This window comes from Lactonifactor longoviformis (genome assembly GCF_042848515.1).
GTDB lineage: Bacteria > Bacillota > Clostridia > Lachnospirales > Lachnospiraceae > Lactonifactor > Lactonifactor longoviformis.
This window is the reverse complement of sequence record NZ_AP031453.1, coordinates 4,420,750-4,445,383: the sequence shown is the minus strand read 5'-3', so window position 1 is coordinate 4,445,383 and position 24,634 is coordinate 4,420,750. Positions and strand designations below refer to the sequence as shown.

The following is a 24,634-nucleotide window of genomic DNA, read 5'->3' as shown; positions in this document are numbered from 1 at the left end:
AGACATCTTGGACTATTTTAGCAGTCATATCAGTAAGTTAATTGAACAACTATCAAGATTGCCGGGCATTGGCGCTAAATCAGCGCAGCGCCTGGCCTTTCATATTATTAATATGCCCAAGGACCAGGTAGAACAGCTGTCTGCCTCCATCCTGGATGCAAGACGGAACGTACAGTACTGCAAGTGCTGTTATACGCTGACAGACAAAGAGCTCTGTCCAATCTGCAGTAACCCCAGACGGGATCAGAAGACCATTATGGTAGTGGAAAATACAAGGGATTTGGCCGCCTATGAAAAAACAGGTAAGTTTGAGGGTGTATATCATGTGCTGCACGGGGCAATTTCTCCTATGCTGGGAATCGGCCCCAATGATATTAAGCTCAAGGAATTGATGCAGCGTCTCCAGGAGGATGTGGATGAGGTAATTATTGCCACCAACTCCAGTCTGGAGGGGGAAACCACAGCCATGTATATCAGTAAGCTGATTAAACCTACGGGAATCAAGGTAACCAGAATAGCAAGCGGTGTTCCTGTGGGAGGAGATCTGGAATACATTGATGAGGTAACGCTGCTTCGCGCCCTGGAAGGACGGGTAGAGCTGTAGAAGGATGGGGATAGATTGAAGAAAAAGGTAACATCTGTAGATATAGCCAGGGCGGCCGGTGTATCACAGGCTACGGTCTCCATGGTATTAAATAAAAAATACAATGTGTCCTTTTCCAAGGATACGATAGAGCGGGTGGAGCAGGCTGCCAGAGATATGGGATATGTAATTCCAAAAAGAAGGAATCATAGTGACAGCAAAGTCCACAAACTAATTGTTGTATTCTGCCCTACATTAACGAATCCTTATTATGTTATGCTTCTCCAGGGAATTGAGGCAGTGGCAAAAGAAAAGGGATATGGGGTATTCGTCTGCAATACCCAGAGAGAACTGAAGCTGGAAGAGCAGTATCTGAAGATGATGCCCGTGGTGCGTCCCCAGGGGATAATCTATACCTGTAATCCCAGCAGGAGTTTTATGGAGCAGGTGGAAGAGCTGGCGCAGCAGATCCCTCTGGTTATTATCAGCAACAGGGAAAAGACTATAGAAGTGGATGCGATCAACCAGGACAATACCAAAGTGGGAAGGCTGATGGCCCGTCATCTTCTGGATCTGGGACATCGGGACGTGGCGTTTATCACGCCCCCTCTGACCAAGCGGCAGCAGCAGCGTTCGAAACGGGTGGAGGGATTTGTCAGTGAGTTTGAGCGGGAAGGCCTGAAAGGTCATGTCATCATTAAAGCTGCGGACGATGCTTTGGACAAGATCATTCCGAATATTGATTCAGAGTATAAGATGGGCTATAATCTCACGAGAGAGCTTTTGGCCGGGGAATTTAGCTGCACTGCAATTGCCGGACTAAATGATATGATGGCATTTGGAATTATCGATGCCCTGCAGGATCAAAAATACAAAGTGCCCGCAGACGTCTCGGTCATTGGCTGTGATAATACATTTTATTCCAGTATGCACCGTATGTCTCTGACTACCATCGAACATTTTGTACCCCTGAAAGGAAGAGATGCCTGTGACATTATCATAAGAAAAATCAATTCTGCCAACAACCCATATTCTGGGATTCAGCCTACCAGTATCTATCACATAGAATACGAACCTAAGCTTATCGTCCGAAAGACAACTTCCTATGCAAAGGCCAGAAAACACCATAGGAAAAATAATTAATTAAATATATTTTGGAAAATTATTAATAATAATTTTTTTGTCATACGCAAAAGTAACGCCATTTTTGGGCGTAAATGTAAAACGTATGATGATTAAAGTTAATAAAAATCAATATTATTAATAAAATTATTTATTAATAAATACTGCGCCCCCTTGACCGTCTGCTGATACGTGATATACTGAAGACGTAAATCAGAGGCGTTCCAAAACCAGGAGGAGACAGGTATATGAAGTTTTTTATTGATACTGCAAATGTAGAGGATATCAGAAAAGCAAATGATATGGGGGTTATCTGCGGAGTCACAACCAATCCCTCATTAATAGCAAAAGAAGGACGCAGTTTTGAGGAAGTAATTAAAGAAATAACAACCATCATTGACGGTCCTATCAGCGGGGAAGTTAAGGCGACAACTACAGATGCAAAAGGCATGATAACAGAGGGCAGGGAAATTGCAAAGATTCATAAAAACATGGTAGTTAAAATTCCTATGACAGTGGAGGGCTTAAAAGCTGTAAAGGTTCTTTCCGCAGAGGGGATTAAGACAAATGTTACATTAATCTTCACGGCAAACCAGGCACTTTTGGCGGCAAGAGCCGGGGCAACGTATGTATCTCCCTTTGTGGGACGTCTGGATGATATTTCAGTAAACGGAACAGAATTGATTCGAACCATAACAGATATTTTCTCTGTGGCAGGGATCAAGACACAGATTATTGCTGCGAGTGTACGTCACACCATGCATGTAACTGAGTGTGCACTGGCAGGGGCTGATATTGCGACTGTGCCTTATAAAGTAATTGAGCAGATGACAAAACATCCGTTAACTACGACCGGGATTGAAAAATTCCAGAAGGATTACATCGCAGTATTCGGAGAGTAAGGTGGAATAAAGCAGGGCACCCTGTTTTAATAAATATATCACATTTTAAAGAAGGAAAAGGTGAAAAAAATGAACAAATTAGAACTTCAGAAAACTGCCAATGAAGTCCGTAAAGGAATCGTGACAGCAGTTCATTCTGCAAAGGCTGGACATCCGGGAGGATCTCTTTCAGCTGCTGATATCTTTACATACCTCTATTTTGAAGAGATGAACATTGATCCCAAAGATCCCAAAAAAGCTGACCGTGACAGATTTGTATTATCCAAAGGCCATACAGCGCCGGGGCTTTACTCAACACTGGCTCAGAGAGGATTTTTCCCGGTTGAGGATCTGAAGACGCTTCGCCATCTGGGTTCTTATCTCCAGGGACATCCGGATATGAAGCATATTCCCGGAGTGGATATGTCCAGCGGCTCATTGGGACAGGGGATTTCTGCCGCAGTAGGTATGGCTTTATCAGCAAAAATGAGCGGTGCCGATTACCGCACGTACACACTGTTGGGAGACGGTGAGGTTCAGGAAGGCCAAGTATGGGAAGCTGCTATGTTTGCCGGCCACAGAAAACTGGACAACCTGGTAGTAATTGTAGACAATAACGGACTTCAGATCGACGGTGATATTGAGGATGTATGTTCTCCCTATCCAATCGACAAAAAGTTCGAAGCATTTAATTTCCATGTAATTAATCTGGAAGACGGCAATGATATGGATCAGATTAAAGCGGCATTTGACGAAGCCAGAGCAACAAAGGGCATGCCTACAGCAATAATTGCTAAGACAGTAAAAGGGAAAGGCGTATCCTTTATGGAGAATCAGGCATCCTGGCACGGAGCAGCTCCAAATGATGAGCAGTATGCAGTGGCAATGGCAGACTTAGAAAAGGTAGGTGAAGCGTTATGTCAGAAGTAAAGAAGATTGCAACAAGAGAAAGCTATGGCAATGCCCTGGTGGCATTAGGAGAAAAACACGACAATGTAGTAGTTCTGGATGCTGACTTAGCTGCAGCTACCAAGACAGGTACCTTTAAAAAAGCATTCCCGGACCGCCATATTGACTGCGGAATCGCAGAGTGTAATATGGTAGGAATTGCCGCTGGTATGGCGACTACAGGCAAAGTGCCGTTTGTAAGCACCTTTGCTATGTTTGCTGCCGGACGTGCTTTTGAGCAGGTGCGCAACTCTGTAGGATATCCTCACCTGAACGTAAAAATTGGGGCTACTCATGCGGGTATCTCTGTCGGGGAAGACGGAGCGACCCATCAGTGTAATGAGGATATTGCACTGATGAGAAGCATTCCGGGAATGGTAATTGTAAATCCAAGCGATGATATTGAAGCAAAAGCGGCAGTGGAAGCGGCTTACGAGCACGTGGGTCCCGTATATCTTCGTTTCGGCAGACTGGCTGCGCCTGTTATCAATTCTAATCCTGACTATAAATTTGAACTGGGGAAAGGAGTTACGCTGAGAGAAGGCAAGGATCTTACTATCATTGCCACAGGTCTTTGCGTAAGCGCATCCCTGGAAGCAGCAGAGAAACTGGCAGCAGAAGGGATTGATGCAAAGGTTATTAACATTCATACAATCAAACCTCTGGACGAGGAACTTGTAGTTGCAGCTGCAAAAGAAACCGGGAAGGTAGTGACGGTAGAAGAGCACTCTATCATTGGCGGTCTCGGAAGCGCAGTCGCTGAATGCCTGGGAGAGAAAGCTCCTACACCTATGCTCAGAATTGGTGTGAAGGACGTGTTCGGCGAGTCCGGCCCTGCAGTAAAACTTTTAGAGAAATATGGATTAGACGCACAGGGTATCTACGAATCCATAAAAGCATTTGCATAGACCTTTACAGGAATCTGTGTATATTATAAAATAATACTGAAGTCTCAGGGGTGCAGCCAGAAGGCTGCACCCTTTTCTTGAACAATCTGTTGGCAATTAGATACATGCTTTTTTCAGGAGGGTATAGAGCAATGACTAGAAGAGGAACTATGTATCACAGGAAGAAGAGCAGGAGTAAAGCTCATACGGTGACGGATGAAGGAAATGAAGAATTCTACGAATGTATTAAGGATATTGTGCACCATCCGGCAGTGCTTAAGATGAAAGACTATCCTCATCACTGCGAGACCAGCTGCTACCAGCATTGTCTGAATGTCGCATACTACAATTTCCGTATCTGCAGATTCTTTCATCTGGATTACCGCGCAGCTGCAAGGGCAGGAATGCTCCATGACCTTTTTTTATATGACTGGAGAGAGCATACGGAGAAAACAGGGGATCATTTCCATGCCATGACACATCCCAAGGCGGCGCTTCGCAATGCGGCAAAGTATTTTTTGATTACGCCTCTGGAAAAGGAGATGATTCTAAAGCATATGTGGCCGGTTACGCTTACACCGCCCACTCATTGGGAAACCTTTATTATCACTCTGACGGATAAATATTGTGGTTCCTGTGAGATTGGACGGTATTATTCGCATACAAAGATTCCCAAAAAAACCTTTTTGTTTTTTAAAAGGATTCTTAAAAAAGTGTTTGGCCCTAATTATACGTACCAGAATTACCGCCTTCCGTATGGCTCTGAGGCAGATGCAGCCAGCGGAGTTGTATTTACCCAGCTGCGAAGGCGTCCCTCTTCCTCTGGCTGGCGCACTTCCAGGAAGGGCAGAGGGCGTTCGCAGAAGTATTCATAATAAGCCATTAGAATGCCGTTAGTGATAGCATCAGCCATAGAGACAACAGTGGAAAGCCTTGTAGTCTGAAGAAGAAAGTGTTCAAAGGTTCCCGCAAGATTCACAATTCCAGTGATAAAGACATCCCCCACCGGCTCCAGTTTTTTGTGCACACCGGCTCCTGGGGCTATGGTGCCGTTTCCAACAGTAATAAATCCCAGATGCTTCTTAGAGCCCAGGGAAGCATCGATAGCTACAATAAGGGAGGAGGGGTGACGGCAGGAAATCTTTTCTACGGTTTCTGACAGGTTCAGAGCATGGACGGGATGGGACAGGGTTCCATATATCTGTACATGGTCCAGGTGGTATTTGGAGAGCTGGTGTCCGATGAGAGGTCCCAGGCTGTCTCCTGTGATTCTGTCGCTTCCGATACAGAGAAAAATGATTTCGTCCCAGGGTATGGGATGGGTCCTCATACAGTCTAAAAGGGACGTCCCCAGTCGAATGCTGGCGTGGCGTTCCTTTGCGTTTATATAAAAAGTCATAGTCTGATTCCGTCCTTTCTTTTTCCAGTTTTCCCCGATGCCCGAAGAATATTCTTAATGTGCGTTTTTCGTCGTAAAAAAATAAGGCAGGCCTTTCACGATACGATAAAATTCGCATGATTGCTGTGCTATTCTGTCTCCAAAGGGGTGACATCATGATAGAAATTGTATATGAGAAAGAAAAACAAAAGCCAGTGGGGAACGAGGGTTACTTTCGAATTCCTAACAATATACGCCAGATAGGAGAAATTAATGAAGCACAAAAAATATATATTGAAGATTATGCGTACACTTATCTAAGTAGACTATCAAATGATAAGTCAGACAAAGGACAGGCTGCGGTTCTGCTGGGACAGACGAACTGGCTGGATGGAGTATCTTACCTGTTTGTTAAGAGTGCAATTGCCCTTCCCGATATGGAGATCAGCGAGGACTATCTGGTATTTACGGACGATGTCTGGAATCAGGTGTATGAAAAAAACAAAGAGTATTTCGGAGAACAGGAGATCGTCGGATGGTTTCTCTCTATTCCCGGATGTTCGATGGAGCTCCATGAGGTGATTTGCCGGACACATCTGGATCATTTTGGGGGAAGCGATAAGGTTCTTTTTGTCATGGAACCAACAGAAAAGGAAGAAGCATTTTACCGTTATGAGAACAGTAAACTTACCAGACAGCTGGGCTTCTATATTTACTATGAAAAAAATGAACCCATGCAGAATTACCTGATATCGCAGAACGAAAATATGCCCAGGGATGAGGCAAAGGTGGAAGACAAAGCGGTGAAAAACTTCCGCAAAAAGGTAGAGGCCAAAGCAGAAGCAAAACCTCAGAAAAGAGCAGGTTCTCTCGTCTATGCTGCCAGTGCCTGTGTTCTGATCGGTGTTCTGGCTGTCGGGACAGGCTTATTTAATAATTATAATAAGCTCAGAGATGCCAAAGACGTAGTGGCAAGCGCAGCAGATACTCACAGTCAAAAAGATACAGACAAGGAACCCGTGGTACAAAAGACCCCGGTAAATGGGCTTGCCTCTGAGAGCCAGGGAAAGGAACCGCAGGACGAACCCAAGGATAAAACCCAGGGGGGGAGCAAGGAGGATGAGGATTCTGCAAAAAAAGAGGCAGAGTCTATAGAACACCAGGTGCCGGAGGATACCAAAAAGCCCTTTGATAATGCAGATGCTGCCCAGCCAAGCAACGGTCAGTCGGCAGCGCAGTACTATACCATTAAGAGAGGAGATACGCTGACAAGTATCAGCAACAAATATTACGGAAACAGTGCCAAGATAGCTGAAATCTGCAGTGCAAACGGAATGTCGGAGGATGAAACAATTTATCCGGGACAAATAATTTTACTACCGTAGAAGAGTGTGATATAATGAGAGCGCTGGTACTCAAAGAAATCAAACACGGAAAATACATAAGGATAAGGAAATAGCTATGAAAAACCTGTTAAGAAAGTGGAAGAGGCAGAGGAAAAAGGCAAAAGCGCAGAAAGCGGCCCGAATACAACAGGATGGGAATGATATAGAAGCTTATAAGGCTAAGATTTTAAGACACCGTATCAGAATGCTGAAGAGAGCCGGCATCCTTGCTGCGGTGATTGCGGTTGTAGTTCTGGTAATAACGCTGGTGATCCAAAAGAGGGTGTACCATAAATACTCTGTACTTTTTTCTCTTACGGAGGAAGACACCTCTTCTAAAAATTACGTGGATTTGGACGGGGCTGTACTAAAGTATGGGAACGACGGAGCCGCTCTGCTGGACAGCAAACAGAATGTAGTCTGGAATCAGACGTATGAGATGCAGGACCCACAGGTGGATATCTGCGGTGAAACAGCGGTAGTTGCTGATAAAAAAGGGACAGCTATGTACATCTTTTCAAAAGATGGGCCCTCTGGCGCAGTTGACAGTTCCCTGCCCATATTAAAGGCAAAAGTAGCCAGCCAGGGTGTGGTGGCAGCAATTCTTGAAGATGGTGAAAAGACCTGGATTAATTTTTATGCATCTGACGGTACTGTGATAGCGGAAAACCAGACCAGAATCGACAGTCCGGGGTACCCGGTGGATCTGGCAGTATCTCCCAATGGCCAGCTGATTATGGTAACCTATTTATATGTTGAAAATGGAGTTTCCACCAGTTACGTGGCATATTATAACTTCGGCAATGCCGGACAAAATGAGATTGATAACATAGTCAGCGGTTATACATACGAAGGGATTCTGGTTCCCCAGGTCGCGTATCTGGATGAGAGCACATCCCTGGCCTTCCGTGACAATGGTTTTACTATCTATAAAGGAAAACAGATTCCAAAGGAAGCCACAAAGGTAGATGTGAAGAAAGAAATTGTCAGTACATTTTATGACGACAGCCATGTGGGCCTCATATTTAAAAGCGGCAACAAGTCCAAGCAATATACTATGAGACTGTACAGCACTTCCGGAAGGCTTTTATTTGAAAGAGATTTTAATATTGAGTATAAAAATGTTAAGCTGAGTGACGGTATGGTAATCATGAATAATGAAAACCAGGTCTGCCTTATGAGTTTAAAAGGAGTAGAGAAGTTTAACGGGACGATTGATGAGGGGAACATTAAGGACATCTTTAAAGTGGGTATGAATAAGTACATGCTTGTGACGGATAAGGGGAGCAGTACCATAAAGTTTAAATAATGGTTCCCCATTGGAAAAGAACGGAAGATCTACAGGAGAAATGTTATGAATTGGCTTAGTATAGTTGTGCTTGCTTTCCTGATATTTACAATCATCAATGGATTCCGGAGGGGACTTATCAGAACGGTTATCTCAATGGTTTCGGTAGTGCTTGCTGTGATATTGGCTTCTTTTATCAGCCCTCACGTAAGCGAATTCCTGGAGGAACAGACCCCTGTCTATGATAAAATTCAGGAAATCTGTGAGACACAAATGGAAAATTATGTGACGGGCGGAGAGGAGATTGACGGAGATGGTGAAAAGCAGTCTTCTATCATAGAAGAACTCCCTCTGCCGGAGTCTTTAAAGAACAGTTTACTGCTGAATAACACTGCGGAAGGGTACAGCCAGTTAGTGGTTGGTACTTTTGGTGAGTACCTCTCTGTGTATATAGCGCATATGCTGGTAAAGGGGATTGCTGCTGTTTTGGCCTTTATTCTGGCTATAATATTGATTCGGTTGTTGTCCTTTGCTCTGGAAAGTGTAGCGCAGCTGCCTGTATTAAGCTCTATTAACCGGGTTGGCGGAGGACTGGCAGGGGCGGTTCAGGGGATTTTAATTGTATGGATTTTTTTCCTTATCATTACGATATTATGCAATTTCGACTTTGCCTGGTGCAGAGAGATGCACCAACTGATTCAGGAGGATACATTCTTAAACTTTTGGTATAATAACAATGTCCTGCTCCATTTTATGGAGGGTTTTTTAGGGTGAGACCCATTGAAAAATTGCTATATCATATTGACAATAATTCCCATAAATGTTACTATATAAGTCCATCGGTTGTCATCCGGTGGACTTATTTGTCTGGAAAACAGAGAATCGAAAAAGTCCATGACAAAATAGCTAAGTTGTAAAATCAAATGCGACAAGGGTTAATAACTCTATCGCATTTGATTTTTTTATTGGAAAAATCAGTGAGTGTTACAAGAGAATTAAACTCTTGTGGCACTCTTTTTTATTTGCAGAGAAAACGAAAGAAAGGTGGTTGGAAATGAGAAAAGGAGCGAAAAGGCTTAATTTCACGGATAGGCAGAAGATTGAAAGCATGTTGAAATCCGGGGCAAAGGTTGTTGAGGTAGCCCAGGCGGTAGGAGTACACCGGGCCACCATTTACAACGAAATGAAGCGTGGCGGCGAACCTTACCAGGCGGAAGTGGCACAGAGAGCATTATAAACACGGCCTGGCAGCAGGACCGGGAAAGCGAGGAACCAGGCATGGACAAGAATATGGATTGGATTTACAGACCCATAAATGAGCCGGATTTAGAAAACACCCTGGCAGCAGTAGAAAAGGCCCTGGGCTTCAAATTGTTTGTGTGGCAGAAAACATTTATTGCCACGGGAATATTCCGGCAGTATGGAGCCACCACGGCGGAGATATTACGGGAATTGTTGGCGGTGGATGCACGGCCGTTGGACTACACAACAAGTCAAGGCAGCCGCATGGGAGCGTTCTACCGGGAAGAGTTATTGAAAATCAAAGAAAAGTTGGATGCCGCAGGAGTGCCCACAAGGAAAGTGGCAACGTCCCGGCAGCAGTTACGGGAGTACATGAAAGAATATGAAAGCAAAAATTTTAAAAGACACCACGCCGGATGGCCTGGCAGAGAAGATAAACACAGAATTTGGGAATAGTAAAGCCCCATTTCTCCAACAAGTATGCACCCAGTATCAAACGGCGGTTGTGCCGAAAATGAGGGGTAAAGATACTGTGGGCCATGAGGTAGAATATTCCGCCCTTGTGTTTATCGAAGAATAAGAAAAAAGCGAGGAACTTAACGTGAAAAGAAAGTACACAATCTTAGACCTATTTTGCAAAGCGGGGGGGGGGCAGCACAAGGTTATTACCAGGCAGGATTTGAGGTTTTAGGGGTTGATATTGTTGCCCAACCAAATTACCCGTTTGAATTTGTCCAAATGGATGCAATCGAATTTCTGAAAACCCAGGATTTGACCAGGTTTGATGCAATCCACGCATCCCCACCGTGCCAGGCACACACAAAGGCACAAGCACTTTCTAAGGGGAGAAATAATGGAAAGTACGGAGAACACCCGGACTTCATACCACAGACCAGGGAATTATTAAGGGAACTGGGAAAACCTTACATAATCGAAAATGTTGTTGGTGCCCCATTGGAAAGCCCCATTTCCTTATCCGGCACACAATTCAAAAATATCTATACGCAGAGGAAGCGGATTTTTGAAAGCAACATTGATTTGCAGGAACCAAGCACAAAACCAGTGGCAAAGAAAACGCCAACGGCCGGAAACGGATTTGGCCAGGATGGATTTATTGCAATATGCGGTTCCGGCGGAGTAAGGGGCATGAACAGTAAGCAAATTCCTTTGTATTGGGGTTTTGCCCTGGGTGGAATTGATTGGATGACAAGGGCGGAGTTGGCGGAAGCAATACCACCAGTGTACACAGAATTTTTGGGAAAACAGATTATTGAATATTTAGATAAACAGAAAGCGAGGAACCAACCATGCAACAGATTTTAATTATGGGCATCCTGGCCCTGGTAATTTTAATAGGCGGCATTACATACATGGGAATTGCAGGGGCAGCAATCATTTACTGCCTGGGCGGCAATGGTAGCCCACGAAACCGCCGCATTTTCTTTGGCATCCTGGGCGTGCTTATGATTTACGCCTTTGTGTGCGTGTGCATATACCTGGCAAAGTACGGGTGGCCATTATGATACGCCTAAAAGATTTCCTTGCAATCTTGCACCAATCGGACAGATTGCAGATTTTCAAGGACGGAAAGCCAATATACACCGGGCACCTGGCACTTATCGTTCACAATCCGCAGATTGAAGCGGAAATGGATGCAGTAATTACCAAATTCCGAGCGGTCCCGGAAATAAAGCATAAGCAATGGAGAGAACGGGGATTGATGGCACCAATGGAGCCGGAAGAAATGCCGCAATATGCCTTTTCAGATTTGCAGATGCAGTTATATTACACCATTTACATTTAGGAGAATGAAGCCATGGCAGAAATGACAGTGGAAATAAAAGTTTCAGACATGCCAAAAGTAATGGCCATGTTGGCCAGGTATAAGAAAATACAAAGGCGGCGTGCCTGGGTAAATAAAACCAAAACAAAGAAAGCGAGGAACCGAGGATGGAGAATGTAAAAGACTATCAGCCAATCAATGGCGTGGTGGAGCCGGATTTTTTGGAATATCTCAAAAAGACTTTCCAGGGATGGCAGCAGTATTTTGAAGAGGGCGTGACCCTGGGCACCAGGGAGATTGCCAAATTGCAGGAAAGGGTTATGGGTGCCAAATTAAATTCCCGTTTTGGGTTTGAAGTGGTTGCCCACCGTGGCCTGGATGACGAGGACCAGGACCGTTTTACCCTTATGATTTACAAGAACCGTGAAGCGGTGGAAAATGACCCGCCACTTTATCATTTCACAACACCAATTTACAGATAAGAAAGCGAGGAACTTAACATGGGATTTATGGACAGTTTTACAACAGACGGCACCGTGGAAATGAAACACAACGAATATTACAACCTTATGCGTGAAGCGGCCAAGGCGGATTTAATTACCAACGCCGTAAAAGCAGAAGTGCCGGGCTTTTATATCCAGGCAATGATTACCGGGAAAAAGCCGGAGTGCATTGCCACACTGGAAGCAGAAGAGGAAAACACGGGTTTCCATGCAGAATATGAGCAGATTACCGGGGCGGTGGTCACAATCTTTGAAGCCTGGATGAAAGAAAACGGCGTGGAAAGTGCGGCCGCATCATTGCACCGCCTTATTGACACCCTGGCACACAACCGCATTGAGGAATTGCAGACCATTAAAGAGAACCAGGAAGAACACAACGCCCAAATGGAAGAAATGTTTAAGAGCATGATGGAAGCCATGGAGAAAACGCCTGTTATCACGGCAAGTATTGATTTTGGATGTGGAAAACGCCACCCGGCAGCAGAAGAACCGGGAGAGGATGACGGCAAGCACCCGGACCGTTGGAGTTGCGAAGAGTGCGGACACTATAAGCCAAACGCCAAGGAAGATGCAAAGAAATCCACCCAGGCATGTAAAGAATGTGAGGATGGCAGCAACTTCCAGGGAAGAGAAGATGCAGCAGGGCAGCAGGAGCCGGAAAGCGAGGGAATCGACAATGGCAATGATTGAGTTAAGAAAAGAGATTGAAGCGGCGGCCCAGGCGGAACTTAACCGGGCAAATGCCAAGTTTCCTTTATTCAGTAGCCCACATGAGGGTTATGCCGTGACGTTGGAAGAGGTAGAGGAAGCCCAGGAAGCAATGGAAAACGTGAAATCATCCATGAAAGTATTGTGGGACCGTGTAAAAGGCGTGGATATTGCATGTTTCCTGGATGATGAAACAAAGCCAATGGCCATTTATAACCAGGCTATTGATGCCGCTTGTGAAATGGTCCAGGCAGCAGCCATGTTATTGAAATATGAAATGAGCGTTGGGGACAGTGCAGGAACCAACGGAAAGGCGGTGTAATATGGCGGTTTATGCAGTAGATTTTGACGGTACCCTGGCAGTTACCAGGTTCCCGGAGATTGTGGAGCCAAAACCTAAGATGGTTGCAGCGGTTAAGATGCTGCAAGCCCAGGGGCACAAAGTTATTCTATGGACAAGCAGGGACGGCAAGGACCTGGCCGCAGCAGTGGAGTGGTGCAAAAACCAGGGAATTGTATTTGATGCAGTAAATGAGCCGTTGCCGGAGCAAATTGCCCGTTGGGACAATGACACAAGAAAGATTTATGCAGATTTTTACATTGATGACAAGGCCGTGACCGTGGAAACCGTGGAAGCAATGATGGACCAGGTTGTGGATATTGTGGATAAGTACAAAATGCAGTAGCAGGAAAGCGAGGAACTTAACATGGGAAATGCACTTGCAGTATTTATGGGGACAGAAAGACAGAGAACAACGCCGGATTTTATCAAAAGCGGAAGAAAACGCACCTTTGATGTGCCGGACCTGGCAGCAGACACCCAGGAAATGAACACGAAAAGAGAAATTAAAGCCATCATGGCGGCCATTGACAAGGAAATGGCCAGTTATAAGAGCCTGGCAGAATTGGATTTTCGTGCCGGGTATATGACCGGGAAGATTTACGAAAAGGAAGCCGTGGGGCTTATCACACCGGGCCACCGTGATGCACTCATAGGAATTTTGTATGCGAAATATGAAACCATCCGTGGTTTGGAAATCGGCGGTGCCGGATGCAATTTGTAATAAATGGATTGAAATATGACACCGAGAAGATGGAAAAGGTGGCAGACGTAAAGAAATGGTACCAAATAGATAATATTTGGACCCGTTACGCCTATCCAGGCAAAGAAGTGGGCCGGATGTATGATTGCGAATTGTGGAAATCAGCAAAAGGAAACTGGTTATTGACACATGAGGAAGATTATAGCAAGACTTACGGCCAGGCTATCCAGGAAGAGGAAGCCAAGAGCCTTTTAATGAGATATGCAACGGATATTTACGAAAAGTTGTATGGAGATTTAGAGGAAGCATAAAGAAAAAGCGAAACCCGGTTGCAAAGGTGGGGACCTAAAACAACCGGGTAAGAACTTAATACCCATATTATAACACAAGATATAGAGAAAATAAAGCGTTTTCGCCTATATATAGGAAAGGAAAAGGATATGATTGTTAAGTTGATGATTGGAGCCGCCATTTTGGCGGTGGGCTTCCTGGTTGCACTTGCGGCAGCAGTGACGGCAGCAGGACACGCCCAGGAAGAGTTTATGGACTGATTTTTGAAAAGGTGCGACACCGCCGCCCCGTCCTTGTAATGGGTATTAACAAATGAACGAACCCCAAAATGATATAGAAATATATATTTTGTTTATTGGGTACCTGGTGGATGGGTAGGTGGTTTGAATATAAAGGTGGGGACCAATGAAAAGAAAATACTATGATGATTACGATTATGAGGAAGCATACCAAAAGCAGTGTGACACCTTAGAGGAATGGGAATTGGAACGGTTGATGAAAGAGGGAAAGGTTGAGTGCCTTTACAGAACCACCACAACCAAGTCCGAGAACATCAAAAGCGGTACAACATTACTGGAAGCCCAGGTGTACCCGTCATTCAAAGACAAAAAGGACATGCCAGTGACCGCAAAGAAGAGGGAAACACGCCCATCCCAAAAGAATTTGAACGATAAGAACGCAAGGCGGTACCTCATACGCCTGGCCAATATCAATTTTGGGAAAGGGGATATTTGGGCCACGTTTGGGTGGGATGATGGCCATTACCCGGAAAACATGGATGCAGCCCAAAGGGATGTAAGGAACTTCATAAAACGCATCAATTACCGCCGGAAGAAAGCAGGATTGGAAAATATTAAATATATTTACATCATTGCAGCAGACGGAAACACCAGGCCACATTTTCACATTCTGATGACCGGGGACGGCGTGGACCGTGACGAGTTAGAGGAATTATGGGGAAAATGCGAAAGACCGAACACCCGGAGAATAAAGCCGGATGACAATTTTATTATCACGGGCCTGGCAACATACATTTCCAACAATCCGCACGGGACAAAAAGGTGGTGCCCATCAAAGAACCTCAAAAAGCCGGACCCACCAAAACGCAGTTATTCAAAATTCAAGAAATCCAGGGTGGAAAGAATGGCCAGGGACTACGAAACTTTGAAAACGCAGATGGAAAAGGCTTACCCAGGTTATAAATTCCTGGATGCAGAGGTTAAATACAACGGCATTAACGCCGCATTTTACATATACGCCCGGATGGTGCGGAATTGAAAGGAGAACAGACCATGAAAACAATTTCAGTAATCAACCTCAAAGGCGGCGTGGGCAAAACTACCACCGCCACATCCCTTGCGGAACTATTGGCAGAGGGGGACAAGAAAAGAAAGCGGCCCGGCAGCAGGGTTTTGTTATTTGACAATGACAAGCAGGGCAACGCTTCCAAGTTGTTTGGAGTATATGACCGGGAGCATGAAGCCCAGGCGTGCCGGATTTTAAAGACCGGGCGGATTGCCGGAAATATCGCAGACACCAAGGAACCAAACATGGACATTATCCCGTGTAATTATTTCATGGAGTTGGCGGAATTGGAGATTAAGGCAGACCAGGAACATGCCCAACATGAAAGATACAAGGCGGCCCTGGATGAAGTGGCCGGGCATTATGACTATTGCATTATAGACAATCCGCCGGACCTGGGGATGAATGTTATAAACGCCCTGGTGGCAACGGATGAAATAATCATACCCGTGTACTTAGATGCCTATTCACTGGATGGCCTGGAAGAGTTGGTGGAGCAGATAAACCAAATAAGGGCATTGAACCCAAAGGCATGCCTTTCCGGCGTTCTGATTGCGGACTATGAAAAGACGGACACAAGCGAGGAAGCGGAAGCCTGGTTGAGAAATCGCAGTGGGTTCCCGGTATTCGTTCAAAAAATCAGACATTCCAAGAAAGTAAAGGATGCCACGATTTACAGACAGACACCTTGCCATTACAACATCCGAAGCGGAGCCGCCCAGGACTATAAAAAGTTTGTTGCGGAATATGTGGACCTTTATGGGCACCAGGTAGCAGGGGAAAGGAGATAAGACCATGGGATTTAATATTTTGGACATTGTGAACGGAACCACCAGGGCAGCAGCAGAAGAAAACCAGGGGTACCGGGATATTACTTTGAATTACCAGGACATTGTTGTGACGAAACACAACAAGTACAGTATGGACGAACTGGAAGAACTGGCCATGAGCATTGAACTGGTCGGATTGCAACAACCACTTACCATTGGCCGGGTAAACGGGGAATGGTGGTTGGAAAGCGGCCACCGCCGCCACAGTAGCATTGGCATGTTACTGGCAGAGGGCAAAACCCAGTTTGAAAATGTGCCGTGCCGCTATAAGGAATACAAGAGCGAAACGGAATTTAGGATTGCCTTACTTATCGGCAACACGTTCAACCGTAAAATGACAGACTTTGACCTTATGAACCAGGCCAGGGAATGGAAAGAGGTTTTGACCCAGGCAAAAAAAGAGGGGCTTATTGTTCTTGAAAAGGGCCAACGCATCCGTGATTTTGTGGTGGCTATCCTGGGAGAGAGTGACGGGAAAATTGGAACCCTGGAAGCAATCAACAACAAAGCCACGCCGGAAGTAAAGGCAGAATTTGAAAAAGGCACCATGGGAATTACCGCCGCCTATAATGCAAGTCAACTTCCGCTGGAAGAACAAAGAGAGATTGCCGCCCAGGCAGCAGCCGGGCAGGATGTGAAGTGTGCGGAAATCAAAGCCCAGGTGGAAGAAAAGAAGAACCGCCGGGAAGAGGAAGCCACGGCACAAAATATGTCAGATACCGACACCACGGAAGAGGAAAAAGCCAATGCCAAGAAATTGCACGCCGTTAAAATGATTGAGAAATATTATATATACCTCAATGACGAAGAGGTGGGCATTTTGGAACGCATGTTGGAAGATTGCAAGCGGCGTAAACGTGAATACGCATTGGACGAAGATTAAGGGGGCCAGGATATGAAGATGCAAAACATGAAGCGTGGGGAAACCACGGAACAGATAACCCTTTTCAACTGGGCCAATAACAATTTACACGCCTTGCCGTGCCTGGCACTCATGTACCATGTGCCAAACGAGGGTAAAAGGACCAACGGGGCGGTTTTAAAGGCGGCCGGGATGAAATCCGGCGTGCCGGATGTGGTTTTGCCAGTGCCGTGCAATGGTTTCCATGGCCTTTACCTGGAAATGAAGTATGGCAAGAACAAAGCCACCAAAGAGCAGGAAGCATTTATGGCCATGTTGCGGCAGCAGGGATATAAAACGGCCGTGGCTTATGGATTTGAGGATGCAAAGGCGGAAATCCTGGCATATTTGCAGGAACCGGGAAAGATGCCGTTGGAAAAGTGCCTGGCTTCCCCGTGGATTGCCGGAAAATGTGACGGCGTACAGATGCCGGGGCGGATGTTTACAAAGGTACCGTGCCGGGAATGTGCGAAGCATGAACCTACAAGGGCGGAACGGACCATTGAAGAAAACATGGCAGCAGTGCAGGAGCAGTTTAAAAGACCGATTACCAAAGCCATTGCGGATTTGTCAGCCGGAAAGACCATTGGCAATTTGAGCCTGGAAGATACGTTGGAAACCATAAACCAAAACCTGGCCTTTTTGGTAAGGGGCCAGGAATTGACGGTGGAGCAATCGGCAGCAGTTTTGACCGTTGCCATGGAAGCATATAAACAAGCCAAGAAAGAGAGGGTATAAGCCAATGAAAAAAACAGATGGTGGGCACCAAATTGATGAAGCGGATTTGAGAGAAATGCAGGAAGAGGAACCAAGGGAAATGCCGGATGGCGTGGAGAGCCAAACGGGCACATGTAGATTTTGCGGCCAGGCCAGGATTGTCCACACACTTACCGGGTGGAGCCAGGACCAGGTGGATGAAGCGGTTACATGCAAATGTGATTGTGACCAGGCCAAGAAATACGCAGAGAGCAAAGAGCGTGTGCAGAAAGTCAAGAACCGTATCACGGAATTATTTGGCAGCAATGCAGAAAAGCCCGTGGACGAAGCGGTGGTTAATATTATGCTTGCCGTGGTGGATGCCATAGAAGCCAAGGCCATGAAAGGCATTACCATTGACGTTGGCCAGGGCGTAAAGGCCAAGGTTTCAAAGATAGCCAAGGAAAGCATTAAGGTTGAGCGTTCCGAAACCTCAAAGAAGATTTACGAAGAATAAACAGTGAAAGGGTGCGTGCAACATGGGCAGCCGATTGGAAGCAGATATTAAGACGATAGCCAGGAGCATTATACAAGGCAACGAGAAAAGAAAAAAGAGAATAAAGACCAAAACGGCCAGTGCCTTTGATATTATGGCGGCGGCAGTGGTAGAAGATGCCTTGTGTGCTTCATGCGGAAATATCCAAAGCGGCAAGGCCCGGAAGCAGATGCAGGAGAAGATTTATAAGAGCATTGTTTATAATACGCCTTATGAATACATAGCGGATGCCGTGTGTGGCCGCAGACAATTCTATGAGTATCGCACCGAGTTTATAACACTGGTGGCAGAAACCATGGACATGTTGCCAGGCGGCAGCAGGACAGAGGACATGGCCAAAGAGTAAGTGGGTCAGAATGTGGAAAAGATTTGTTTTATTATGGGCTTATGGGTAGCAGTAAACCTATAAGCCTTTGACCATGAAGAAAGGATGGTGGCAGCAGTGAAAGAATATGCAAAGGATTTCTACCAATCGGCAGCCTGGAAGAGAGCCAGGCAGACCGTGATTAAAAGAGCCAATGGGTTATGTGAACGCTGCAAGGCAGCAGGGCAATTTGTTCCGGGCGTGATTGTCCACCACAAAGAATATATAACGCCTGGAAACATACATGATGCCAGTGTCACATTGAACCTGGACAACCTGGAACTGGTATGTGAGGATTGCCATAACAAAGAACACAAGACCAAGCCCAATGGCCGTTATCGTTTTGGAAGTGATGGAAGATTATTACCGCCAATGCAGCAGGACACCCCCCGGGGTGGTCGAAAAATGTACCCCTCAAAAGAACCGAGGGAGTTACCTCAAAAAAACTCTGCAAGGTCGCACGCATATGAGGGGGGGGTTAAATTATGGCAGAAGATACAAAGAAAAATGAGAAGAAAGCAACCAAAAGAGTAAATAAACTGACAAATGCCAGGATAAAAAAAGAGATAGAATTTTTACAACCAATGTTCGCCGGAATTGATGACGAGGACAAGAAAAACCTTGTAAATTCACTGATTGAGGAAGCGGCGTTTTTAAAAGTGGCGTGCTTCCAGGCGAAAGAAGAATTGAAAAAAGAGGGCCTTACAACGGAAACGGTCAACGCTTCCCAAAAATTCGTAAAAGCCCACCCGTCAGCCACGATTTATGAAAAATATTCACGCCAATATACGGCAATTATTCACACACTTATTGAGTATTTGCCGCCGAAAGAAAAGAAAAATATTAGCAGATTGGCAGCCCTAAGAAATGGATAATTATATTTTCCAATACTGGGAAGCCATCCAAAATGGCACCGTTACAGTTGGAAAGTGGATAAAGGCCATCTATGAAATTTTGGTGGATGGTTTGAATAGTGGCAAATGGGACTTTGACGAAGAAAAAGCCAACAAGGCAATCAATTTCATAGAAAACTTTTGCCATCATTCAGAGGGCCGCAATGACTTACTTAAACTTGAACTATGGCAAAAGGCCATAGTAAGTGCCATTTTTGGCATTATGGATAAAAAGACCGGGTACCGACAATTCAGAGAGGTTTTTATTGTGGTGGCCCGTAAGAACGGAAAAACATTGTTTTCCGCAGCAATAGCCGCATACATGGCGTATGTGGATGGAGAATATGGAGCAAAATTATACTTCCTGGCCCCTAAACTGGACCAGGCAGAACTTGTTTATGATGCCTTTTATCAGATTGTCCAGGCGGATGACGAACTGGATAGCATTACCAAGAAACGCCGAAGTGATATTTACATAAAAGAATTTAACACAAGCATTAAAAAGATTGCATTTAACTCCAAAAAGTCGGATGGTTTCAACCCTCAAATGGTAGTCAATGACGAAATGGAAGCCTGGCCAGGGGACCAGGGCCTTAAACAGTATGAGGTTATGACTTCCGCCCTGGGTGCAAGAAAGCAGCCCCTTATTTTGTCCATATCCACGGCCGGATATATCAATGATGGAATTTATGATGAACTTATGCGGCGTGCTACCTCATTCCTCAAAGGCAATTCCAAGGAAAGCAGAATATTACCATTCCTTTACATGATTGATGATATAGAGAAATGGGACACCATAGAGGAATTGAAAAAGAGCAATCCAAACCTGGGCGTTTCTGTTTCAGAGGAATTTTACATTGAGCAGATAGAGATTGCAAAGGCATCCCTTTCAAAGAAAGTGGAGTTTTTGACAAAATACTGCAACATCAAACAAAATTCCAGTGTTGCATGGCTTGATTACTGGGATGTAATGAGGGCAGTTAATGAAGATATTAAGGTTTCACTGGAAGAGTACCGGGGATGTTATTGCGTTGGTGGCATAGACCTTTCACGCACCACAGACTTAACCGCCGCTTCCGTTGTGATTTGGAAGAATGGCAAGTGGAATGTCATTACAAAATTCTACATGCCACGGAAGCGTTACGAAATTGCAGTGAATGAAGATAATGTGCCATACAACCTTTACAAAGAAAAAGGATTTTTGCAAATATCCGGGGAAAACCAGGTGGACTATAAGGATGTGTATAGCTGGTTTATCGAACTGGTAAAGGTTTATAAAATCCGTCCGCTAAAAATCGGATATGACCGTTATAGTGCCGGGTACCTGGTGGACGAACTGAAAATGGCCGGGTTCCAAACGGATGATGTTTACCAGGGCACGAACCTCACGCCAATACTTAACCAGTTTGAGGGAGATTTAAAGGATGGCAAGTATAACCTGGGAGATAACACCCTTTTGGCTTCCCATTTCCTCAACGTGGCCGTGGAAATCAATATGAATGATAGCCGCATGAAGCCCGTAAAGATTGAAAAGCGTATGAGAATAGACGGTGCCGTTTCCGTGTTTGATGCAATGACCATGGTATCAAAATATCACAGTGAGATTGGTAAAAAACTAATGAATGAAGCGGCGTAAAAACGGCCCGGCAGCAGGATTTTAAAGTGGGTCAGAATTTTAACACCAATAAATTTACAATAGGTCCATGGATGTGTTCCATGGACCTATTTTTGAGGAAAGGGGGTAATATTACGGGAATTATCGCAAATGTAATGCGAGCCTTTAGAGCGAAATACAGACCGCTTTTATTGAGCCGTGGCGAGTATGTGCCAACCGGGACCCTACGGGACAATGATATTGTTGGAGCCATTGCGGATGCCATTGCAAAGAACGTGGGAAAACTCACGCCCCAGGTAGTCCGAAAGGATGAAAAGGGCATGGTTATAAAAAATGATTACCTGGCAAGGCTTTTGAAATTAAGGCCGTGCCCGGAAATGTCAACCTATGATTTTTTGTATAGGATTGCATCTGATTTGGTATATACGTCCAATTCCTTTTCCGTGATTTTTTGGAATGAAGATTTTACAAGAGTAACAAGCATCCAACCAATCACAACGAAAAGTTTTCGTATTTTTGAGGATGACAAGCACAATATCCTTTTCCGTTTCCGTTGGGACTATGACGGGGAAACATACACGGTTCCGTATCAGTGCGTTATACACTTAAAGGCCCGGTATAACAAAAAGCGTTTCCTGGGCACTTCCCCGGATATTGAGTTAAAGCGAAGCCTGGACCTCATAGAAACATCCGGCGAAACAGTAAAGAACATTGTCAACCGTTCCAATGCCCTTGCCGGATATTTGAAATACAACAACCTGGCAGACAATGAGGAATTGAAACAGATTGCCAAGGACTTCCAGGAAGCCTATATGAACGCCGACAACGCCGGGGGCATTGCAGCCATTGACAGTACCGTGGAATTTAAGGAAATCAGCCAACGGACCCCCAACGTGCCGACAAACCAAATTACATTCCTACGGGATAATGTTTACCGCTATTACGGCGTAAATGAAAAGGTGCTTACATCCACCTTATCAGACCAGGAATGGATTTCATTTTATGAAAATGTCATTGAACCCGTGGCAATCCAGTTGGGGTATGAGTTTACATACAAACTTCTTACACCAAGGGAAATTGGATATGGCAACAAGATTGAGTTTACCGCCAATCTTTTGCAGTATGCCACATTACAGACCAGGGACACCATAGGCGGAAACATGTTTGACCGTGGAGCCATGACAATAAACGAATACAGAGCGTTAATGTACTATGGCCCGGTAGAAGATGGGGACGTAAGGATGGTGTCACTTAACTATGTAAAAGCAGGGGACCAAAGCCTTTACCAAGTCGGAAAGGACGGCAGCAAAGAAGAACCGCCCCAGGATAAGCAACGCAAGGCAATGGAAGCGGCGGCCCGTGCCTATTTTGAAGCTATGAAAGGGGGTTAAGGAAATGCCAAAGGGAGCCAAACAGTTTGTGGCTTGCAAAAACGCCAAGAACGCCACCGTTGGAAAATTCTATGAATTTAAAAACGCCACAGAAACTTCCGTGGACCTTTATTTTTACGGGGACATAGTAAGTGATTGGTGGGGAGCATGGCAGGAAGAGGACCAGTACCCGGAAGCAATAAAGAATTTCCTGGCAGAAGCAAACGGCCGGGACTTAAACATTTATATCAATTCCGGCGGCGGTTCCGTTTTCGCAGGTATCGCAATTTACAACATGCTGAAACGCTACGAGGGCAAAAAACATGTATATGTGGATGCCCTGGCCGGGTCCATTGCATCCGTGCTTCCGTTTGTGGACAGTGACATGCCAACCATACCGTCAAACGCCTATTTGATGATACACAAGGCGTGGGCGTTGTGTGAGGGCAATGCCATTGAGTTGCGGAAGATGGCGGACACATTGGAAAGCATAGAGGTTGGAATTTTAAACATTTACGAAGAACATTTGGCCGAGGGCGTGACCATTGAAACCATTAAGGAATTGATGGAAGCGGAAACCTGGTTGAACGGAAGCCAGGCGGCCCAGTATTTCAAAGTAAAGGTTGGAGAAGAAAACCAGGTGGCGGCAGCGGTGCAGGACTACACAAAAATGTACTGCAACAATGCACCAAAGGAACTTTTGCAGGACCAGGGAGCCGCAGGGCAGCAGGGCCAGGCAGCAGACCAGGAAATGCGTAACAAAATTATTCAGTTATCCATATCCCACATGGGGTAATGGGCAAATATGAAAGGAGATTAAAAACATGAAATTCAAGACAAGAGAAGAATTGATGGCCATGAATAAAAAAGACCTCAAAGCCCGTTTGGCGGACCTGGGGAAGATGGCCAAGGACCTTTCCGGCAAGGATTTGACGGATGCCATGGACGAAGCCAAGATTATTGGCGAAATCCTGGACGAAATCAAAGGCCGTGAAGAGTTGATGGCAGCCGCAATGGCAGCCGGAGCAGATGACCCTATGGATGACGGCAAGAAGCCGGGAGAGAGTGGGGCAGAGCCTAAGAACCAGGCAAGAGCAAAAAGCGGAAAGGCGTTAAAGGATGGCCTGGGGGTTAAATACCAGGCAAAAACACTGGTAAATCCCCGTAACGCCTTAACAACGGAAAACGTGGCCATGACACAGCATGTCAGCCCGGAGATTTCCCCGGCGTTCAACAATGTTTCTTCCCTCATTGACCGTGTAAAGACGGTACCGCTTCCGGGTGGAGAGAGTTACAAACGTCCTTATGTTGTTTCCTACGGGGACGGAGCAGGAAGCACCGCCGAAAATGCGGACTATAATGTTTCCGAGCCGGAATTTAACTATGCGGAAATCGTGCGTGAGAAAATCACGGCGTATGCGGAAGAACCGGAAGAAATGGTTAAATTGCCGGATGCAGACTATGACAGTGTTGTGGAAGAGAGCGTGACCCGTGCAATCAAGCGTTACGCATCCCGTCAGATTTTGGTGGGTCCTGGTGGCACTGGAAAATTCCGTGGTATTTTCTTCAATCCTACGGAAGCAAAAGAGCAGGTAATTGACCCGGCAACAGACATTACAACCATTACCGCCATTGATGACGGCACCCTGGATGAAATTATTTATTCCTACGGTGGGGACGAGAATGTGGAAGATATTGCCGTGCTTATCCTCAACAAGAAAGACCTCAAAAAGTTTGCCAAGTTGCGTGATAAGAACGGCCGCAAGGTTTACACCATCAAGAACCACGGCAACACTGGAACCATTGATGAAGTGCCTTACATCATCAATTCCGCATGTGCCGAAATCGGCGGTGCAGCCGACAGTTACGCAATGGCATACGGCCATTTGAGCAATTATGAGGTTGCCATTTTCTCTGATATTGATGCAAGAAAATCCGAGCATTACAAATTCAAGCAGGGACAGATTGCTTACCGTGCGGATGTGTTCATGGGCGGAAACGTGGTTGCGAAAAACGGCTTTATCCGTGTAAAGAACCCTACCGCATAAAGTAGCAGGAAAGG

General features: G+C 45.5%; 33 protein-coding genes. 32 read left to right on the top strand and 1 reads right to left on the bottom strand.

The features are described 5' to 3' along the window. Positions 1–7: 7 nt before the first annotated feature. The 5 genes from recR (at position 8) to ACGHCT_RS20320 (ending at position 4,442) form a co-directional block, all read left to right on the top strand. Positions 8–604 (top strand): recombination mediator RecR, encoded by a 597-nt coding sequence (recR, locus tag ACGHCT_RS20340; protein WP_390437353.1) that lies wholly within the window; start codon positions 8–10, stop codon positions 602–604. Between the two features lie 15 nt (positions 605–619). Further along, complete coding sequence (locus ACGHCT_RS20335) at positions 620–1,726, top strand: LacI family DNA-binding transcriptional regulator (RefSeq protein ID WP_072854501.1); 1,107 nt, start codon at positions 620–622, stop codon at positions 1,724–1,726. A 227-nt stretch (positions 1,727–1,953) separates the two neighbouring features. After that, entirely contained in the window at positions 1,954–2,607 is a 654-nt protein-coding gene (fsa, locus tag ACGHCT_RS20330) for a fructose-6-phosphate aldolase (RefSeq protein ID WP_072854502.1), read from the top strand. Between the two features lie 42 nt (positions 2,608–2,649). Next, on the top strand, positions 2,650–3,516 hold the full coding sequence (locus ACGHCT_RS20325) for a transketolase (protein ID WP_226903812.1): 867 nt from the start codon (positions 2,650–2,652) through the stop codon (positions 3,514–3,516). Beyond that, positions 3,504–4,442: a transketolase family protein gene (locus ACGHCT_RS20320; RefSeq protein ID WP_072854503.1), complete on the top strand. Its 939-nt coding sequence runs from the start codon at positions 3,504–3,506 to the stop codon at positions 4,440–4,442. The genes ACGHCT_RS20325 and ACGHCT_RS20320 overlap by 13 nt, the downstream gene beginning before the upstream one ends. A gap of 721 nt (positions 4,443–5,163) precedes the next feature. On the opposite strand, the gene yyaC is transcribed toward ACGHCT_RS20320, so the two are convergent. Next, positions 5,164–5,820 carry a spore protease YyaC gene (gene yyaC / locus ACGHCT_RS20315; protein WP_154261429.1) on the bottom strand — a complete coding sequence of 219 codons (657 nt, stop codon included), beginning with the start codon at positions 5,818–5,820 and terminating at the stop codon, positions 5,164–5,166. 155 nt (positions 5,821–5,975) lie between these two features. Here yyaC and ACGHCT_RS20310 point away from each other — a divergent pair, with 155 nt between their 5' ends. From ACGHCT_RS20310 to ACGHCT_RS20180, 27 genes are all read left to right on the top strand, one after another. After that, the gene (locus ACGHCT_RS20310) at positions 5,976–7,184 is read left to right on the top strand and encodes a LysM peptidoglycan-binding domain-containing protein (protein ID WP_072854506.1); all 1,209 of its coding nucleotides are present in this window, start codon (positions 5,976–5,978) and stop codon (positions 7,182–7,184) included. Between the two features lie 76 nt (positions 7,185–7,260). Beyond that, positions 7,261–8,493: a DUF5711 family protein gene (locus tag ACGHCT_RS20305; RefSeq protein ID WP_390437352.1), complete on the top strand. Its 1,233-nt coding sequence runs from the start codon at positions 7,261–7,263 to the stop codon at positions 8,491–8,493. A gap of 45 nt (positions 8,494–8,538) precedes the next feature. Then, positions 8,539–9,246, top strand: coding sequence for a CvpA family protein (locus ACGHCT_RS20300; protein ID WP_390437351.1), 708 nt, complete (start codon positions 8,539–8,541; stop codon positions 9,244–9,246). Between the two features lie 280 nt (positions 9,247–9,526). Then, positions 9,527–9,709, top strand: coding sequence for a helix-turn-helix domain-containing protein (locus tag ACGHCT_RS20295; protein WP_227275445.1), 183 nt, complete (start codon positions 9,527–9,529; stop codon positions 9,707–9,709). 41 nt (positions 9,710–9,750) lie between these two features. Beyond that, positions 9,751–10,170 (top strand): hypothetical protein, encoded by a 420-nt coding sequence (locus ACGHCT_RS20290; protein ID WP_390437350.1) that lies wholly within the window; start codon positions 9,751–9,753, stop codon positions 10,168–10,170. Positions 10,171–10,452: 282 nt separating this feature from the next. Then, positions 10,453–11,037: a hypothetical protein gene (locus tag ACGHCT_RS20285; protein ID WP_390437349.1), complete on the top strand. Its 585-nt coding sequence runs from the start codon at positions 10,453–10,455 to the stop codon at positions 11,035–11,037. Then, positions 11,022–11,237, top strand: coding sequence for a hypothetical protein (locus tag ACGHCT_RS20280; RefSeq protein ID WP_390437348.1), 216 nt, complete (start codon positions 11,022–11,024; stop codon positions 11,235–11,237). Before ACGHCT_RS20285 ends, ACGHCT_RS20280 begins: the two co-directional genes overlap by 16 nt. Then, a complete protein-coding gene (locus ACGHCT_RS20275; RefSeq protein ID WP_390437347.1) occupies positions 11,234–11,518 on the top strand; it encodes a hypothetical protein in 285 nt (94 codons plus the stop codon). The genes ACGHCT_RS20280 and ACGHCT_RS20275 overlap by 4 nt, the downstream gene beginning before the upstream one ends. A 12-nt stretch (positions 11,519–11,530) precedes the next feature. Then, entirely contained in the window at positions 11,531–11,677 is a 147-nt protein-coding gene (locus ACGHCT_RS20270; RefSeq protein WP_390437346.1) for a hypothetical protein, read from the top strand. Next, positions 11,665–11,979, top strand: coding sequence for a hypothetical protein (locus ACGHCT_RS20265; protein WP_227275439.1), 315 nt, complete (start codon positions 11,665–11,667; stop codon positions 11,977–11,979). Before ACGHCT_RS20270 ends, ACGHCT_RS20265 begins: the two co-directional genes overlap by 13 nt. An 18-nt stretch (positions 11,980–11,997) precedes the next feature. Next, positions 11,998–12,690, top strand: coding sequence for a hypothetical protein (locus ACGHCT_RS20260; protein WP_390437345.1), 693 nt, complete (start codon positions 11,998–12,000; stop codon positions 12,688–12,690). Next, positions 12,677–13,030, top strand: a complete 354-nt coding sequence (locus tag ACGHCT_RS20255; RefSeq protein WP_390437344.1) for a hypothetical protein — start codon at positions 12,677–12,679, stop codon at positions 13,028–13,030. Before ACGHCT_RS20260 ends, ACGHCT_RS20255 begins: the two co-directional genes overlap by 14 nt. A 1-nt stretch (position 13,031) precedes the next feature. Further along, positions 13,032–13,394, top strand: coding sequence for a hypothetical protein (locus tag ACGHCT_RS20250; RefSeq protein WP_390437343.1), 363 nt, complete (start codon positions 13,032–13,034; stop codon positions 13,392–13,394). Between the two features lie 21 nt (positions 13,395–13,415). Continuing rightward, positions 13,416–13,772: a hypothetical protein gene (locus tag ACGHCT_RS20245; protein WP_390437342.1), complete on the top strand. Its 357-nt coding sequence runs from the start codon at positions 13,416–13,418 to the stop codon at positions 13,770–13,772. Then, on the top strand, positions 13,760–14,062 hold the full coding sequence (locus ACGHCT_RS20240) for a hypothetical protein (RefSeq protein ID WP_390437341.1): 303 nt from the start codon (positions 13,760–13,762) through the stop codon (positions 14,060–14,062). Before ACGHCT_RS20245 ends, ACGHCT_RS20240 begins: the two co-directional genes overlap by 13 nt. 463 nt (positions 14,063–14,525) lie before the next feature. Further along, a complete protein-coding gene (locus tag ACGHCT_RS20235; RefSeq protein WP_390437340.1) occupies positions 14,526–15,320 on the top strand; it encodes a hypothetical protein in 795 nt (264 codons plus the stop codon). A gap of 14 nt (positions 15,321–15,334) precedes the next feature. Continuing rightward, a complete protein-coding gene (locus ACGHCT_RS20230) occupies positions 15,335–16,138 on the top strand; it encodes a ParA family protein (RefSeq protein ID WP_390437339.1) in 804 nt (267 codons plus the stop codon). 4 nt (positions 16,139–16,142) lie between these two features. Then, complete coding sequence (locus tag ACGHCT_RS20225; protein WP_390437338.1) at positions 16,143–17,060, top strand: ParB N-terminal domain-containing protein; 918 nt, start codon at positions 16,143–16,145, stop codon at positions 17,058–17,060. Positions 17,061–17,072: 12 nt separating this feature from the next. Beyond that, positions 17,073–17,816 (top strand): VRR-NUC domain-containing protein, encoded by a 744-nt coding sequence (locus ACGHCT_RS20220; protein ID WP_390437337.1) that lies wholly within the window; start codon positions 17,073–17,075, stop codon positions 17,814–17,816. A 4-nt stretch (positions 17,817–17,820) separates the two neighbouring features. Next, positions 17,821–18,291 carry a hypothetical protein gene (locus ACGHCT_RS20215; RefSeq protein ID WP_390437336.1) on the top strand — a complete coding sequence of 157 codons (471 nt, stop codon included), beginning with the start codon at positions 17,821–17,823 and terminating at the stop codon, positions 18,289–18,291. 22 nt (positions 18,292–18,313) lie between these two features. After that, positions 18,314–18,676, top strand: a complete 363-nt coding sequence (locus ACGHCT_RS20210) for a hypothetical protein (protein WP_390437335.1) — start codon at positions 18,314–18,316, stop codon at positions 18,674–18,676. Between the two features lie 96 nt (positions 18,677–18,772). Continuing rightward, positions 18,773–19,228: an HNH endonuclease gene (locus tag ACGHCT_RS20205; protein WP_390437334.1), complete on the top strand. Its 456-nt coding sequence runs from the start codon at positions 18,773–18,775 to the stop codon at positions 19,226–19,228. Next, positions 19,180–19,569 carry a hypothetical protein gene (locus ACGHCT_RS20200; RefSeq protein ID WP_390437333.1) on the top strand — a complete coding sequence of 130 codons (390 nt, stop codon included), beginning with the start codon at positions 19,180–19,182 and terminating at the stop codon, positions 19,567–19,569. Before ACGHCT_RS20205 ends, ACGHCT_RS20200 begins: the two co-directional genes overlap by 49 nt. Beyond that, positions 19,562–21,223: a terminase large subunit gene (locus ACGHCT_RS20195; protein WP_390437332.1), complete on the top strand. Its 1,662-nt coding sequence runs from the start codon at positions 19,562–19,564 to the stop codon at positions 21,221–21,223. The genes ACGHCT_RS20200 and ACGHCT_RS20195 overlap by 8 nt, the downstream gene beginning before the upstream one ends. A gap of 80 nt (positions 21,224–21,303) precedes the next feature. Continuing rightward, positions 21,304–22,593 (top strand): phage portal protein, encoded by a 1,290-nt coding sequence (locus ACGHCT_RS20190; RefSeq protein WP_390437331.1) that lies wholly within the window; start codon positions 21,304–21,306, stop codon positions 22,591–22,593. Between the two features lie 4 nt (positions 22,594–22,597). Next, a complete protein-coding gene (locus ACGHCT_RS20185) occupies positions 22,598–23,368 on the top strand; it encodes a head maturation protease, ClpP-related (protein ID WP_227275422.1) in 771 nt (256 codons plus the stop codon). 28 nt (positions 23,369–23,396) lie between these two features. Beyond that, a complete protein-coding gene (locus ACGHCT_RS20180) occupies positions 23,397–24,620 on the top strand; it encodes a phage major capsid protein (protein ID WP_390437330.1) in 1,224 nt (407 codons plus the stop codon). Positions 24,621–24,634: the final 14 nt, after the last annotated feature.